The sequence below is a fragment of the Flavobacterium sp. PMTSA4 genome, from assembly GCF_032098525.1.
GTDB lineage: Bacteria > Bacteroidota > Bacteroidia > Flavobacteriales > Flavobacteriaceae > Flavobacterium > Flavobacterium capsici.
Map to the genome: position 1 here is coordinate 1,482,860 of NZ_CP134890.1, position 15,279 is coordinate 1,498,138.

The following is a 15,279-nucleotide window of genomic DNA, read 5'->3' on the forward strand; positions in this document are numbered from 1 at the left end:
TTTTTTATTTTAAACTCGAAGATAATTCTAAAATAGAAACCTCTTTTTGCTCTCCATTTTGGAGGTTTTTTAAAACACATATTGAATCATTAGTTTCTTTCACTACATATTTTATTCCTCTGCGCTCTGCGTGTTTAAACTGCTTGTCCATTTTTGCAGGATCAGGATATAATTCTGCTTTGATATTTTCCTTCCTTAAGGCAGTAATAATTTTCATTGCTTGAAAAGCCTCTTTTTCACCATAATTTAAAAACAAAACTTGCGTAGTATTTGAAACTGTTTCTGGGAATAAATTCAGTTCTTCCAAAACCAAATAGATTCTATCCAACCCAAAAGAAATACCAACGCCACTCATGCTTTTTAAACCAAAAATCCCTGTCAAATCATCATATCTTCCACCACCACCAATGGAACCCATTGCTACTTCTTTTGGTGCAGATACTTCAAAAATTGCACCTGTATAATAATTTAACCCGCGTGCTAAGGTTACATCTAAGTCTAAATTGGCTTGCTGTAAACCTAATTTTGAAACGTTATCACATATAAATCGCAACTCTTCAACTCCTTTCATTCCTTCATTTGAATTAGAAAGTAATGCTGAAAGTTTTGCTAATTTTTCATCAATTGTTCCAGTGAAGTTAAACAATGGCTGCACTTTTTCTAAAGCTGTTTCGGATATTCCTTTTTCAAGCATTTCTTTTTTAACTCCTTCCTCGCCTATTTTGTCCAACTTATCCAATGCCACCGTAAAATCAATCAACTTATCAGAAGCGCCAATTACCTCAGCAATTCCAGATAAAATTTTACGGTTATTAATTTTTATGGTAACACCTTTCAATCCTAAATCGGCAAAAACAGCGTCGTATAATTGCACCAACTCTACTTCTTGCCATAACGACGTAGAACCAACCACATCAGCATCACATTGATAAAATTCTCTGAAACGTCCTTTTTGAGGTCTATCAGCACGCCAAACGGGTTGAATTTGATAGCGTTTAAACGGAAATTCAATTTCGTTTTGGTGTTGCACCACATATCTAGCAAACGGCACCGTTAAATCATAACGAAGTGCTTTTTCAGAGATTTTACCGGTTAGTTGTTTGTAGTTTATTGTTTGTAGTTCTTCAAAAGGAACTTTATCTAAATAATCACCAGAATTCAATATTTTAAAAATTAAACGGTCGCCTTCTTCACCATATTTTCCCATCAAGGTATCAGAGTTTTCAAAGCTTGGTGTTTCAATAGGTTGATAACCATAGTTTTCAAAATGCTTGCGCATTACAGCAATAATATAGTTACGTTTTGAAACCTCAATCGGTGAAAAATCTCTTGTCCCTTTAGGAATACTTGGTTTTTGTGCCATTTTTTACATTAGATTTTAGATGTTTGATATTAGATTTATTACATCTGACATATAACATCTGATATTGACTGTGCAAATATCTTATTTTTTACTCCTTTTTAAAATTGATTTAAGATAAACTTGTAACAAAAACATTATTTTCGTGTCAAATTGAATTATGAGAGGAGTTTTTATTGAAAATATTAAAATTGCTTTTAGTTCCATCAAAACCCAAAAACTGAGAACTTTTTTGACGGTTTTCATCATCGGAATTGGAATTACAGCATTGGTCTGCATCCTGAGTGTTGTTTCTGCATTAGAGTATAACTTAAATTCGAGTTTTGCTTCAATGGGTTCAAATACCTTCAACATCAATAGGTATGAGTTTAACACCAGAAGAAATGGTGGTGATGAAAATCAAAAAATAAACCCTATTATTTCTTACCCTGAAGCAAAAGCTTTTAAAGAAAACTTTAAATTTCCCTCTACTAACACTTCGTTGTCTTTTTATGCAACATCGGCTGCCGAAGTAAAATTTGAAAACGAAAAAACCGATCCTGAAATATCTGTAGTTGGAATTGATGAATTTTTTATTCCAAATTCAGGTTTAGAAGTTACACAAGGTAGAAATTTCAACAAATTTGACATTGACAATAATACTTATAGTTGTATTGTAGGTTCTGATTTTGCATCAAAAGGACTTTTGAAAGATATTAATCCTATCGGAAAATTATTGTCTGTTCGTGGTGCAAAATTTAAAGTAATTGGTGTTTTAAAAGAAAAAGGTTCCACTTTTGGCAACAGTCAAGATTTGAGAATGATGATTCCTATTCAAGTAGCACGTTCTATGTTTTCTGCACCAAATATTAATTATACCATAAGTTCTATGGTACAAAACAAAGAATTTCTTGAGTCAGCAATAGACCAAGCATTGATAACAATGCGTCAAATAAGAAAACTAAATCCAGTTGAAGATAATAATTTTGGAATTTCAAGAAGCGATGATTTAATTAATAGAATCGGCGAAACTACAGGAGTTTTAAACATTTCCGCTTGGGTAATTGGAATCATAACCATACTTGGTTCATCGATTGCTTTAATGAATATCATGGTAGTATCTGTTACTGAAAGAACACGAGAAATTGGTGTTAGAAAATCTTTAGGCGCTAAAAAATCTACTATTGCATGGCAATTTTTTGTTGAAACCTTAATCATTGGTCAACTTGGCGGAATATTGGGAATAATTTTAGGGATAAGTTTTGGTTATTTACTTTGCTCGCTTTTTGGATGGACATTTGTAATTCCTTGGATGGCTATTTTCGCAGCTTTTGCAACTAGCTTTGTTGTGGCCGTTGTTTCTGGCTCATATCCAGCCATTAAGGCATCCAATTTAGATCCAATTGAAGCTTTAAGATATGAGTAAAATTAGTTTATAACACAACTAATCATTCTATCGTTTCCGTAAATATCTTTCAATAAAAGTATATTTTTAAATCCTAAATTTTCTAGTAACTCAACAGTTTCTTTTCCTAAATATTGATTGATTTCAAAAAAAAGACTTCCGTTTTCGGTTAAATTTTTCTTTGCCAATTGAGCAATCTTTCTGTAAAAAAGCAGCGCATCGTTGTCTTCAACAAAAAGCGCCAAATGAGGTTCAAACTCTAAAACATTAGGCTTAATTTCTTCTTTTTCCAACATTCTAACATACGGTGGATTTGAAACGATAACATCAAATTGTTGTTCTAAATCATTTGTTTCTAATATATTTTTTAAAATGAAGTTCACTTCTACTCCATTCAACTTTGCGTTTTTCTTGGCAATTTCTAATGCATTTTCAGAAACATCAATGGCAAAAACTTCAGCATTTGGTAAATTCTTTTTCAACGAAATAGGAATACAACCCGAACCAGTTCCAATGTCCAAAATTCTCAACTTTGAAGTTTGTGATTTAAAACTTGAAACTATCAAATCAACCAATTCTTCAGTTTCAGGTCTTGGAATTAAGACATTTCCATCAACCATAAATTTCAATCCATAAAATTCAGTTTCGCCTAATATGTATTGAATCGGTTTTTGAGTTTTTAATTCAGCAAGTATGTTTTCCCATCTAACCATATCACTCTCAGAAATTTCAAAATCAGGATTTATTGCTAAATCAATTCTTTTTAGCTGATGAAAATGTTCTAAAATTAAATAGAAAAAACTCTCTGCTTCCATTTCATCATTAATGGATGAAAGTTCTTTAATAAAATTTGATTTATATTTTTTGAGTAACATTTTATTCGTTTAAATCTTTTATCATCCAAACAGGACAACTTGTGTGACAAGTATTTCCCATTGGTGCATCAATATATTCAAAACCTGATTTTTGATACAAATGTTGAGCTGTTTTCATCTCAGGCAAAGTTTCTAAATAGCATTTTTCAAACCCAAACTCTTTTGCTTTTTCTAAACACATTTGAATAATTTTAAACCCCAATCCTTTTCCTCTGGCTTCGTTTAAGAAATACATTTTCTGCAATTCGCAAATGTTTGAATCAGCATTATCAAGTTGAGAAATTCCTGCACCACCAATTATTCTTCCATCATTTTCTATTACAAAATAAATTGCCTTTTCTTTATCGTAAGTTTCAAACATAAAATCCAATTGCTTATCAGCAAAAGCAGTTCCAGTTTTTGGATAATTATCATTAATAAAAACTTCTCTAATAACAGCTGCAATTTGCTGGTTGTCTTTAGATTGTATTTCTCTAATTACGATTTTACTCATTATCGTTGTAATAGTTTATTTTTGTGATGTGAAAATACACGAAATTTATATAAAACGTTGCATTCAATTAGCTAAAAATGGTTTTGGAACAACTTATCCAAATCCATTGGTTGGTTCTGTCATTGTTTACAACGGAAAAATTATTGGTGAAGGTTGGCATAAAAAAGCTGGTGAAGCACATGCTGAAGTCAATGCAATCAATTCCGTAAAAGATAAATCACTATTATCAAAAGCCACAATTTATGTTTCACTTGAACCTTGCAGTCATTTTGGAAAAACTCCTCCGTGTTCAGATTTAATTGTCAAACACAAAATTCCAAATGTAGTTATTGGAACAGTTGACCCAAATCCTAAAGTAGCTGGCAACGGAGTGAAAAAATTAGAAGAAAATGATCTTTCAGTAACAGTTGGTATACTTGAAAAAGAATGTCAGGAATTAAACAAACGCTTCTTTACTTTTTACAATAAAAAACGACCTTATATCATTTTAAAATGGGCAGAAAGTGCTGATGGATTTATTGCGCCAATATCAAAAGAAAAAAAAGAACCAGTTTGGCTAACCAATGAATTTTCGAGGCAATTGGTGCATAAATGGAGAAGTGAAGAGCAAGCAATTTTAGTTGGAACCAATACAGTTTTAGAAGACAATCCAAAATTGAATGTTCGTGATTGGAAAGGAAAAAACCCAATTCGAATTGTTTTAGATAGAACAGGAAAGATTTCTAAAGATTATTCTGTTTTTGATAATCAAACAAAAACAATAATATTAACTGAACAAGAAAATTTAACTTCTAGTGAAAATTGTATTTATGAAAATACTATCTTTGATTTTAGACTGGCTGAAAAGATTGCAACTATTTTATGGAAACATAACATTCAATCAGTTATTATTGAAGGCGGAACAACTACTTTAGAAACTTTTATTAAAGCAAATCTTTGGGATGAAGCAAAAGTTTTTAAAAGCAGTTCGGTTATAAAAAAAGGAATCAAAGCTCCTTTTTTTGAACAAAAATCTGCAACCAATAATATTAAAAACGATAAACTAACCACATTTTACCATCATGATTAACGCAATTATTTTTGATTTTGGCGATGTTTTTATCAATCTAGAGAAACAAAGATCTAAAGACGAATTTAAAAAATTAGGTCTTGATGGTCCAAATGATGATTTAATAGCTCATAATGATTTATTTGAAAAGGGAAATATTTCTGAAAGTCAATTTATTGATTGTTTTAAAAAATATATTCCAAATGCATCTGATGAAAAAATAATTGCCGCATGGAATTCATTGATTGGTGATTTTCCTCTATATCGTTTGGAGTTTTTACAAATGCTTTCTAATAAATATCAACTTTTTTTACTCACAAACACTGATTCAATACATATAAATTGTTTTGAAGAAAATGTTGGGATGTCATTTTATTCAGATTTCTATCGTTGCTTTGAAAAAGTTTATTATTCGTATGAAATGCACATGCGAAAACCTCAACAAGAAATTTTTACAACTATTATAAATAAACACAATCTTAGCCCTAACCGTACGCTTTTTGTAGATGACAAAAAAGAAAACACCGATGCAGCTGCAGCTTTAGGTTTGCATGTTTGGAATTTGCAAGTTGGACAGGAAGATATTGTTGATTTATTTGAGAAAAAAGAATTTCCATTCTAAAATCAATTAAAAATACAATATTATTGTTTTTTGTATTTTGCAATTTCTATGGATGATACCTATAAAACAATAATCACACCTTCACCTGAAATACTTTTTAAAGAAAAAAACAGTAAGTTTTTTGGATATGCTTTTCCAGTTACTGAAGAAAATGATGTTAAAAAATATTTAGAAGAATTAAAAAAACAACATCATAGTGCAAGACATTTTTGTTATGCTTATCAACTCGGAACTGAAGAAAAACAATATAGAGTTAATGATGATGGCGAACCAAACAATTCTGCTGGCATGCCAATATATGGTCAAATTCAATCATTCGATGTGACTAATATACTTATTGTAATTGTTCGCTATTTTGGTGGTGTAAAATTAGGAGTTGGAGGATTAATCTCTGCCTATAAAATTGCTGCTCAAATGTCATTAGAAGAATCTAAAATAGTAGAAAAAACAATTGATATTAATTTTAAAGTTTCTTTTGATTACAAAAACATGAACAAAGTGATGCGAGTGATTAAAGAAAAAAATTTAGATAACATTTCTCAAAAAATGAACGAAAGTTGTGAAATTATAATTTCAACTAGGAAAAAAAATGCCGAAATAATTTTCGCCATTTTTTCAAATTTATTTGAAGTATCTATTAATAAAATTTAAATTTGATTAAACAACTCCATAATGTGTTTTGGTGGCGAAATAGGTTTTCCTAAATTTACATCCACAAACACCAATATAAAATGTGCAGTTGTTAACAATTCATCATTTTCATTGCGAATTTCACAATCAAATTCAACCTTCACAGAACTCTGTCCTTTGAATCTAGTTATTACGGTAAGCAAATCATCATAACGAGCTGGTTTTTTATAATTTAAATGCATGGAAACTATTGGCAACGCAATTCCACTTTCCTCTAGCTCTTTATATGAAATCCCTTTGTTTCTAAGCCATTCCACACGACCAATTTCAAAATAAGGCACATAACTTCCGTGATAAACCACTCCCATTTGGTCAGTTTCTGAATAACGAACTCTTAACTGAACTTGATGTTCTTTCATAATTTTTTTACTTTAATTTTACTATTTATAAACGTTCAATACAATAATATTTTTAAAAAATCAATGCCAAATTAATTTTTTTTAACGAAATTTATTCACATATTTGTTACCCCGAAAAGCAATAGAAATCTACTTGATTTTTTTTGTAAAAGATAACCTAACAAATATACTATAATTAAATATTTATGAGCAAAACTGCGCAATCGGTATGGGAAAATTGTCTATCCTTCATAAAGGATAACATTCAAGAACAAGCGTATAAAACTTGGTTTGAACCGATTAAGTCAGTTGAACTTACAGACAATGCACTTTACATTCAAGTTCCTAGCAAATTTTTCTACGAATGGCTAGAAGAACACTATGTAAAATTATTGAAAGTTGCATTAACAAAAGAACTAGGTAAGAACGCAAAGTTGCTCTATAAAATCAAAATGGAAAACACTTATGGTAATAAACAACCTTTCACGGAACAGTTACCAAGTGCGCACAGAAGTCCAATAAAATCTCAAGATGTTGATGCACCATACAAAAACATCAGTACTGAATTAAAAAATCCATTTGTAATTCCTGGAATTAGAAATTTAAAAATCGAATCTCAATTAAACCCTAATTATAGTTTCGATAATTTCTTAGAAGGAGATTCAAATCGTTTGGCTCGTTCTGCTGGTATGGCTGTTGCAAATAAACCTGGAGGAACTTCTTTTAATCCACTTTTAATTTTTGGAGGCGTTGGTTTAGGAAAAACGCATTTAGCGCACGCAATTGGTGTTGAAATAAAAGACAAGTATCCAGAAAAAACCGTTTTATATATTTCTGCTGAAGTTTTCACCCAGCAATATATTGATTCAGTAAAAAAGAATAATAGAAATGATTTCATTCATTTTTATCAATTAATTGATGTATTGATTATTGATGATGTTCAATTCCTTTCTGGAAAATCAGGAACGCAAGATGTTTTCTTCCATATTTTCAACTATTTACATCAAAATGGCAAACAAGTAATTCTAACATCTGACAAAGCACCTGTTGACATGCAAGACATTGAACAACGTTTATTGTCTCGATTTAAATGGGGTTTGTCTGCCGAATTACATCAGCCAGACTATGAAACAAGAATTTCAATTTTGAAAAACATCTTGTATCGTGATGGAGTTGAAATGCCTGAAGAAATTATTGAATATGTTGCTAGAAATATCAAGACAAACGTTAGAGAATTAGAAGGCGCAATTATTTCATTGATAGCTCAATCTTCTTTCAACAAAAAAGAAGTAACACTTGATTTGGCAAAAAGTATCGTTGAGAAATTTGTTAAAAACATCAAACGCGAAATTTCTATCGATTACATTCAAAAAGTTGTTTCAGATTATTTCCAGTTAGATATTGACACTTTACAATCTAAAACCAGAAAACGCCACGTTGTACAAGCTAGACAATTAGCTATGTTTTTTGCAAAAAAATTCACTAAAGCTTCTTTGGCAAATATCGGCTCTCAAATTGGAGATAGAGATCATGCAACTGTACTTCATGCTTGCAAAACAGTAGACAATCTTGTTTCGACTGACAAACAATTTAAAAAATTTGTAGAAGATATTCATAAAAAATTATCCTTATAACAGCGAGTTTTTTAACTCGCTTTTTTTTAAAATATATTTTAAATGGCTGTTAAAATTTTAATGGTGTGTTTAGGGAACATTTGTCGTTCTCCATTAGCTGAAGGCCTATTGGCATCTAAACTTCCAAAAGATAAATTCATAGTTGATTCCGCAGGTACCGGAAATTATCATATTGATAAACAACCCGATTCTCGTTCAATTGCAACTGCTAAAAAAAATGGTTTAGACATAACAAATCAAAGAGGAAGACAATTTTCTACACGAGATTTTGAAGAGTTTGACTATATCTTTGCTATGGATAATTCTAACTATGATGATATAATTAGTTTAGCAAAAAATGAGCAACAGAAAGAAAAAGTTGACTTAATATTAAATCATTTATTTCCTGGTGATAATGTAGATGTTCCAGATCCATATTATGGGTTACAAAATGGATTTGATATGGTTTATGAAATGCTTGATGAAACTTGTGATATTTTAGCCAAAAAACTTATTGAAAAACATTCATGAATCCCAAAGGCAAATTATACTTAATCCCAACTACTATGGGTGAAATGAATCCTGAGGAAGTTTTACCTAGTTTAGTTTACAGAACCGTAGAATTAATTGACACCTATATCGTTGAAAACGAAAAAACGGCTCGGAAATTCATTAAATCTGTTCAACCAAAAAAAATTCAGGCAGAATTAAAAATTTCGTTATTAAACAAAAGAACTGAAGATTCTGAACTAATTGCTATGATTAAACCTTGTTTAAATGGTGAAAATATTGGTTTAATGAGTGAAGCTGGTTGTCCTGGAGTTGCTGATCCTGGAGCGGCAATAGTAAAAATTGCTCATGAAAATGGAATTCAAGTTGTACCATTAGTTGGTCCTTCATCAATTCTTTTAGCAATGATGGCAAGCGGAATGAATGGACAAAGTTTTGCATTTAATGGTTATTTACCCATTGATAAAGGAGAAAAAAAGAATGCAATTAAGAATTTTGAAACGTTATCATTTTCTAAAAATCAATCGCAACTTTTTATTGAAACACCTTATCGGAATAATAAATTAATCGATGATTTATTGCAGTTTCTACAACCAAACACATTGCTTTGTGTTGCTTGTGATATTACATTACCAACCGAATATATTAAGACTTTAAGAATATCTGATTGGAAAAAAACAAAGGTCGATTTACACAATCGACCTACTATTTTTATTATTCATAAAATTTAATCTTTAAATCTTGGCATTCTTAATGGCTGGAATGTTTTTAGTTTCATATCCTGCAAATTCTTTCAAATAAGAACGAACCGAAGTTCCATATTCGTCTTTAACTCTTCTTTCTCCATTAGATTTGAAAAACTTAATCACAGAACCTGCGCCGCCAAGATGTGCTGCTGCTAAAATCCCAGATTCGGTAATTTTTATATTAGAAATAACTTTTCCCTCATATTTATTAATATAATCTTGAAGTATAAATTTATTTCTAGAAAGCAAAGTCACAAAAGCTTTTTCTTGTAATCGTGGATTGTTTAAAAAATGTAAACTATCTGAAATTCCAATAGACTTTAAAGTTTCAGCACCAAACTGATATTTACCCATATAACCTAAAGTATTTACTTTTCGATATTTGTTTTGAGATTCTTTAAAACCTATTGCTTCTTTATAGCCAACAAAAAACTTCCCTTTGAATGGAGCATTTAAATAAGTGTAGTCTGTGTTTTTTTGAGAAGGAAAAATGTATAATGCTTCATCTGTATTATCTAAATCAAACCATTTGTCAATTTGATTATCATATGGTTTAAAACCTGAGCTAATAAAAACTACTATTAGTAGAATTGAAGTGTAAAATATACTTTTTTGTATCATTCATTGTTATTTCCAAGCGCTGTCACCATCTTGATGTTTCCGGGCGCAAATATACAAAATATTTTATAACAATGACTATCAGACACTTAAAAGTAAAAAGCATGAAGTTTGATTCCTTGTGAACCCTTGATTTCAAACGTTGGAGCAGGAATTTTGATTGCATTAAAAACTGTAAAAATAGTCTTTAGAAAATGTGATTTTGTTTCAATTTTAGTCAAATCAACATCAAAACTGAGGTAAAATTGTCTATATCTTTCTATTTCTGGATAAAATTCTGAATTTTCAAAGTTATCATTACCTGAAATCATACCATCTGCGCCATATCCTACTGCAATATTCAACCATTTTGGAATAGTAGAACCTTTAAAAAAAGAATGAATATTGAAAGACAACCAATAGGTTTGTCCGTTGTAATCTTTTGGGATTTGCTCATTTAATGAACTTCCTAAAACATCAGGTCGAAATGATGCATATTTTGTTTTGTGAAAGGAAAATTTTGGAGTTATTCTTTGTTCATTCCATAACAATTCTTGAGAAACATATAAGGCAGTTCCTGAAACATTTGCCAAAACATCTCCAAAAGATGCACCCCAATTAGATGAAAAACCATCGAAAACCTCAACAGTAGTTAGAAAAGCTAACCCTAAAGTTGAACCATAAATCAATTGATTTTTTTTTGAAACCCCCGACCATTTTAAAGCATCAGCACCAAATTTACCCAAATGATACGATGAAAAAACATGTCCAACTTTATCCATTTGAAGCCATTCATCATTATCATTAATAAAATGGAATTTTGATTTTGGATAATCCGCATACCAAAGTTGATTTAAGCCAACTAAAGTTGCAGAAGCTAAAACCGTCTCAGAAATGACTACTGCATTTCTTCTTTTTATATTTAATGAATCGGATGGTTTTAGAAAATTTTCAAAAGAATTTTGAGCCAATAAGTTTTGGAAACTGCAAAAAAACAGTAGAATAAATATCTTTTTTACTGTAATCAAGTTTTATCTTTTAGTGCCCAAATTATTTAACCAAGCGCTATATTTTTTGGCATTCACTTGATGTTGCTCGTATGTTGCTGCAAATACGTGATAACCAAATTTCTCAGTACTAGCACAAAAATATAAATAATTATGCTTTTCGGCATTTAAAACAGCATCAATGGCATCAACGTCTGGCATTACAATTGGTCCAGGCGGTAAACCAGTAACCAAATAAGTATTATAGGGAGAACTTATAAACAAATCATTATACAAAACACGTTTAATAATTTGATTAAAATCATTGTCACGCAATTTCAAAGCATAAATAACTGTTGGGTCGGCTTGCAAAGGCATTCCTTCGTTTAATCTATTCAAATAAACTCCAGCAACTGTTTTACGTTCTGATTTTTTGGCAGTTTCTTTATGAACAATTGATGCTAAAGTAATAACCTGAACTGGAGTCAAATCAAGTAATTCTGCTTTATTTAATCGTTCTGGATTCCAGAATTTTTTATATTCTTTGAGCATTTTATCTCTGAATTTTTCTGCAGAAATATTCCAATATACTTGATACGTATTTGGTAAAAACATTGAAAAAACATTCTCTTTAGTAAAACCATTCTCTTTTAAGAAAACTGTATCACGAAACGTAGCTAACAATTTTGTTGTATCTGGTTCAATTTGAGCACTTAATCGTTCACATAGATTTTCTAGTCGTTCTTGATTATTGAATGCTAAATCAACAGGTACATTTCTACGCAATGTAGCAACTTGGTCAAAGGCACTCATTCCTTGTTTGAACAAAAATCGTCCTGCTTTTACATTTTCTGAATATGAACGACGATTTGCCATAAATTCAAAACTGCTCATATTATTTACATAAGGAGCAATAATTTTTTTGACATCTTCAAAAGTGGAACCAGTTGGAATTTTTACAAAAAACTCTTTTTGGTCTAATTTAGTATTATTAGTAAAAAATTTTACATACAGAAAACCTACAACTAAAAAAGCAATTATGCTTAGAAATATTAAACTTTTCTTTAATTTACTATTCAAAATAGAACTATTTTATGTTATGTATAAGTTGAAAAAGCGCTTCGTCTTGATAAGAATTGTTAGTAAAATTCCAGTCTTTTTTTATTCCGATTTTTTCAAAACCAAATGTAGTAAAAAGTGAAATACTCGGTTGGTTTTCTGTATTAATATTTGCAAATAATTGATGTAACTGCAATTGATTAAAAGAATAACCGATTAAAAGTGATAATGCTTCTCTACCAAATCCATTGTTTCTATCGGTTTCATTTTGAATAATAATTCCAATTCCTGCTCTTTTGTTTTTTGCATCAAAATCAAATAAATCAATCAAACCAATAGCTTCTAAAGTTTCATTTTTACAAATTGCTAATCTGAGTTGTTTGGCTTCATAAATATCTTGGTGTGCATTTTCTAAATACTGTCGAATCAAGAATTTACTGTATGGAGTTTGTGTATTGCTTACTTCCCAAATATTTTCATCATTTTCTATTGCATAGATAAACTCTAAATCTTCTGGTTCGAGTGCTCGTAAATAAATGTTATTTCCTTTTAAAGTAATCATATTTCAATAAAACCTTCAAAAACAAATGTTGCTGGTCCAATTAAATGAACATTTTTAAAACTACTATTCTCTTTTGAAAAGGAAACTTTTAATTTTCCTCCTTCAACGTCTAAATCAATTTCGTTTGAATTTGTTTTCGAAATTGCATTCATAGCAATTGCAACTGCCGTAACACCAGTTCCACAGGAAAAAGTTTCATCCTCAACGCCACGTTCATAGGTTCTTACTGCAAAATGATTATCGCTAATTTGGTATACAAAATTGACATTGCTTCCTTCTTTTCCATATAAATTAGAATATCTAATTTTTGCACCACTATTTTTAACATCGAAATTTTTTAAATCATCTACTAAAGCAACATGATGAGGCGAACCTGTATTTAAAAAAATATAGTCACTTTCAATTTTCACCTCATTCACATCTTTCATTTGCAGTGATACAATTTGTTTTTCATCAATAATAGCATGATGTAAACCATCAATTGCCATGAAAGTTGTTTGATTTTTAATTAAGCCTAATTGTTTTGCAAAAGCTACAATACATCTTCCACCATTACCACACATTGAGCTTTGATTTCCATCAGAATTATAATAAACCATTTTAAAATCGGTTTCGGCATCATTCTCTAAAAGAATCAATCCGTCGGCTCCAATTCCAAACCTTCTGTCACAAAGTTTTTCAATCAACTTGATGTCATCTTTTGGAAAAAATAATTGACGATTATCAATCATTACAAAGTCGTTTCCTGTTCCTTGGTATTTATAAAATTGTAGTTGCATTTTTTTAAATAAGTACACAAATATAGCGATTATTAAGATTAACTTAAAAATTGTTAAACGACCGTTAAAAGCTATTTTTCAATAAATAGAAAATTTTAATTTTATGATATAATTTTATAAATACTTAATGAATATGAAAAGAATATCAAGTTTATTATTAGTTTCTTTATTTAGCGGTGCAATAACTCTTGGTGCGTACAAAGTATTTTTTGAAAAAGAAAATAAATCAGGAATTATAACATTAGCTACTCCAAACCAAAACAGAACTGTTGGTTTAGCCGCTGAAAATATCGATTTTACAGCAGCTGCCGAAAGCGCAGTTCACACAGTGGTTCACGTTAAAAATGTTTCTGTTAGAACAGTTTACAATCCAATTATGGAATATTTTTATGGATCGCGCGGCGGACAACAACAAGAGCAAATCGGTACTGGTTCTGGTGTAATCATCTCTGAAGATGGCTATATTGTTACCAACAATCACGTGATAAAAGACGCAACTGATTTGGAAGTTACTTTAAACAATAATAAATCATACAAAGCAAAACTGATTGGTACTGATTCTAAAATGGATATTGCTTTATTAAAAATAGATGCCGATGAAAAATTACCTTATACTACTTTTGCAGATTCAGACCAAGTTAAAGTTGGTGAATGGGTTTTAGCAGTTGGTAATCCTTATAATCTAACATCAACTGTTACTGCAGGAATTGTATCTGCAAAAGCTAGAAATTTTGACACTAAAGGAATTCAGTCTTTCATACAAACTGACGCCGCTGTAAATCCTGGGAATTCTGGTGGAGCTTTAGTTAATACAAAAGGACAATTAATTGGAATCAATACGATGATTTCTTCTCCAACAGGAAGCTATGCAGGATATTCTTTTGCTGTTCCATCCAATATTACACGTAAAATAATCGAAGACATCATGGAGTTTGGTAATGTTCAACGTGGAATTTTAGGAGTTGAAGGTGGAGAGTTGAATAGTAAAGTTTCGAAAGAATTAGGTATAAACGATACAGAAGGATTCTATATTAATAAAGTAACCAAAAATTCTGGTGCAGAAAAAGCTGGCTTACAAAAGGGTGATGTCATTAAAAAATTAGACAATCAATCTATAAGTTCTTTCGCGGAACTTTCTGGATACATTAGTACAAAAAGACCAAACGACAAAGTAAAAGTTACGTTTATCAGAGATGGCGAATTAAGAACTACGAATGTTTCTTTAATTAAAAATGATGTATTTACTACCGAGTTTAAAGGTTTAGAATTAGAAAATATTGATGCAAATGATAAAAAACGATTCCGAATTGATTATGGTGTAAAAATTAAAGATATCAATAATGAGAACTTAACTCCATATTATGATCAATTAAAAGGAAACATTATTCTTTCGGTTGACAATGTTAAAGCTACTGATGTAGAAACCATTTCAACTTTCTTGAACAAAAAAGATGAAAATAGAAGCGCTAATATTAGAATGATTGATAAAAATGGTCAAATTATTCAAATCATAATTTAAAAAATTTAAAAGGTTAATATTCATTAAAACCAGTTCATTCGTGGACTGGTTTTTTTTGTGTTAAAAAATAGCGAAATCGTTTTCGTGATATATGTCAA

Annotated in this window: 17 protein-coding genes; 8 read left to right on the top strand and 9 right to left on the bottom strand. The window is 30.4% G+C overall.

Translation table 11 applies throughout. From position 1 onward, the window contains the following. Positions 1 to 4: 4 nt before the first annotated feature. On the bottom strand, positions 5 to 1,363 hold the full coding sequence (hisS, locus tag RN605_RS06835) for a histidine--tRNA ligase (protein WP_313323518.1): 1,359 nt from the start codon (positions 1,361 to 1,363) through the stop codon (positions 5 to 7). A 157-nt stretch (positions 1,364 to 1,520) separates the two neighbouring features. Here hisS and RN605_RS06840 point away from each other — a divergent pair, with 157 nt between their 5' ends. After that, on the top strand, positions 1,521 to 2,765 hold the full coding sequence (locus tag RN605_RS06840; RefSeq protein WP_313323520.1) for an ABC transporter permease: 1,245 nt from the start codon (positions 1,521 to 1,523) through the stop codon (positions 2,763 to 2,765). Positions 2,766 to 2,767: 2 nt separating this feature from the next. Here RN605_RS06840 and prmC read toward each other — a convergent pair whose 3' ends face one another. Continuing rightward, on the bottom strand, positions 2,768 to 3,619 hold the full coding sequence (gene prmC, locus RN605_RS06845) for a peptide chain release factor N(5)-glutamine methyltransferase (RefSeq protein ID WP_313323522.1): 852 nt from the start codon (positions 3,617 to 3,619) through the stop codon (positions 2,768 to 2,770). 1 nt (position 3,620) lies between these two features. Next, complete coding sequence (locus RN605_RS06850; RefSeq protein WP_313323524.1) at positions 3,621 to 4,112, bottom strand: GNAT family N-acetyltransferase; 492 nt, start codon at positions 4,110 to 4,112, stop codon at positions 3,621 to 3,623. A 28-nt stretch (positions 4,113 to 4,140) separates the two neighbouring features. On the opposite strand from RN605_RS06850, the gene ribD reads away from it, so the two are divergent. From ribD to RN605_RS06865, 3 genes are read left to right on the top strand one after another with little or no spacing between them, the layout of a single operon-like run. After that, on the top strand, positions 4,141 to 5,181 hold the full coding sequence (gene ribD / locus RN605_RS06855) for a bifunctional diaminohydroxyphosphoribosylaminopyrimidine deaminase/5-amino-6-(5-phosphoribosylamino)uracil reductase RibD (RefSeq protein ID WP_313323526.1): 1,041 nt from the start codon (positions 4,141 to 4,143) through the stop codon (positions 5,179 to 5,181). Continuing rightward, positions 5,174 to 5,782 (top strand): HAD family hydrolase, encoded by a 609-nt coding sequence (locus RN605_RS06860; protein WP_313323528.1) that lies wholly within the window; start codon positions 5,174 to 5,176, stop codon positions 5,780 to 5,782. The genes ribD and RN605_RS06860 overlap by 8 nt, the downstream gene beginning before the upstream one ends. Positions 5,783 to 5,830: 48 nt before the next feature. Beyond that, positions 5,831 to 6,433, top strand: coding sequence for an IMPACT family protein (locus RN605_RS06865; protein WP_313323530.1), 603 nt, complete (start codon positions 5,831 to 5,833; stop codon positions 6,431 to 6,433). Here the strand turns inward: RN605_RS06865 and RN605_RS06870 are convergent. Then, on the bottom strand, positions 6,430 to 6,831 hold the full coding sequence (locus tag RN605_RS06870; protein WP_313323532.1) for an acyl-CoA thioesterase: 402 nt from the start codon (positions 6,829 to 6,831) through the stop codon (positions 6,430 to 6,432). The genes RN605_RS06865 and RN605_RS06870 overlap by 4 nt on opposite strands. Positions 6,832 to 7,016: 185 nt before the next feature. Between RN605_RS06870 and dnaA the strand changes: the two genes are divergently transcribed. The 3 genes from dnaA to RN605_RS06885 are packed head-to-tail and all read left to right on the top strand — an operon-like array spanning position 7,017 to position 9,664. Beyond that, entirely contained in the window at positions 7,017 to 8,444 is a 1,428-nt protein-coding gene (gene dnaA / locus RN605_RS06875; protein ID WP_313323534.1) for a chromosomal replication initiator protein DnaA, read from the top strand. 42 nt (positions 8,445 to 8,486) lie between these two features. Beyond that, positions 8,487 to 8,954, top strand: a complete 468-nt coding sequence (locus RN605_RS06880) for a low molecular weight protein-tyrosine-phosphatase (protein WP_313323536.1) — start codon at positions 8,487 to 8,489, stop codon at positions 8,952 to 8,954. Beyond that, positions 8,951 to 9,664 carry an SAM-dependent methyltransferase gene (locus tag RN605_RS06885; protein ID WP_313323538.1) on the top strand — a complete coding sequence of 238 codons (714 nt, stop codon included), beginning with the start codon at positions 8,951 to 8,953 and terminating at the stop codon, positions 9,662 to 9,664. The genes RN605_RS06880 and RN605_RS06885 overlap by 4 nt, the downstream gene beginning before the upstream one ends. A 3-nt stretch (positions 9,665 to 9,667) precedes the next feature. Here RN605_RS06885 and RN605_RS06890 read toward each other — a convergent pair whose 3' ends face one another. The 5 genes from RN605_RS06890 to dapF all read right to left on the bottom strand — a co-directional run bounded on the left by RN605_RS06890 (position 9,668) and on the right by dapF (position 13,662). Beyond that, positions 9,668 to 10,300: a peptidoglycan-binding protein LysM gene (locus tag RN605_RS06890; RefSeq protein WP_313323540.1), complete on the bottom strand. Its 633-nt coding sequence runs from the start codon at positions 10,298 to 10,300 to the stop codon at positions 9,668 to 9,670. A gap of 86 nt (positions 10,301 to 10,386) precedes the next feature. After that, positions 10,387 to 11,301: a DUF2279 domain-containing protein gene (locus RN605_RS06895; protein ID WP_313325802.1), complete on the bottom strand. Its 915-nt coding sequence runs from the start codon at positions 11,299 to 11,301 to the stop codon at positions 10,387 to 10,389. 6 nt (positions 11,302 to 11,307) lie between these two features. Beyond that, entirely contained in the window at positions 11,308 to 12,342 is a 1,035-nt protein-coding gene (gene mltG, locus RN605_RS06900; protein WP_313323542.1) for an endolytic transglycosylase MltG, read from the bottom strand. A gap of 7 nt (positions 12,343 to 12,349) precedes the next feature. Further along, the gene (locus RN605_RS06905; protein WP_313323543.1) at positions 12,350 to 12,883 is read right to left on the bottom strand and encodes a GNAT family N-acetyltransferase; all 534 of its coding nucleotides are present in this window, start codon (positions 12,881 to 12,883) and stop codon (positions 12,350 to 12,352) included. Continuing rightward, entirely contained in the window at positions 12,880 to 13,662 is a 783-nt protein-coding gene (dapF, locus tag RN605_RS06910; protein WP_313323545.1) for a diaminopimelate epimerase, read from the bottom strand. The genes RN605_RS06905 and dapF overlap by 4 nt, the downstream gene beginning before the upstream one ends. Before the next feature lie 133 nt (positions 13,663 to 13,795). On the opposite strand from dapF, the gene RN605_RS06915 reads away from it, so the two are divergent. After that, positions 13,796 to 15,181 carry a trypsin-like peptidase domain-containing protein gene (locus tag RN605_RS06915; protein ID WP_313323546.1) on the top strand — a complete coding sequence of 462 codons (1,386 nt, stop codon included), beginning with the start codon at positions 13,796 to 13,798 and terminating at the stop codon, positions 15,179 to 15,181. The last annotated feature ends 98 nt before the right edge of the window (positions 15,182 to 15,279 follow it).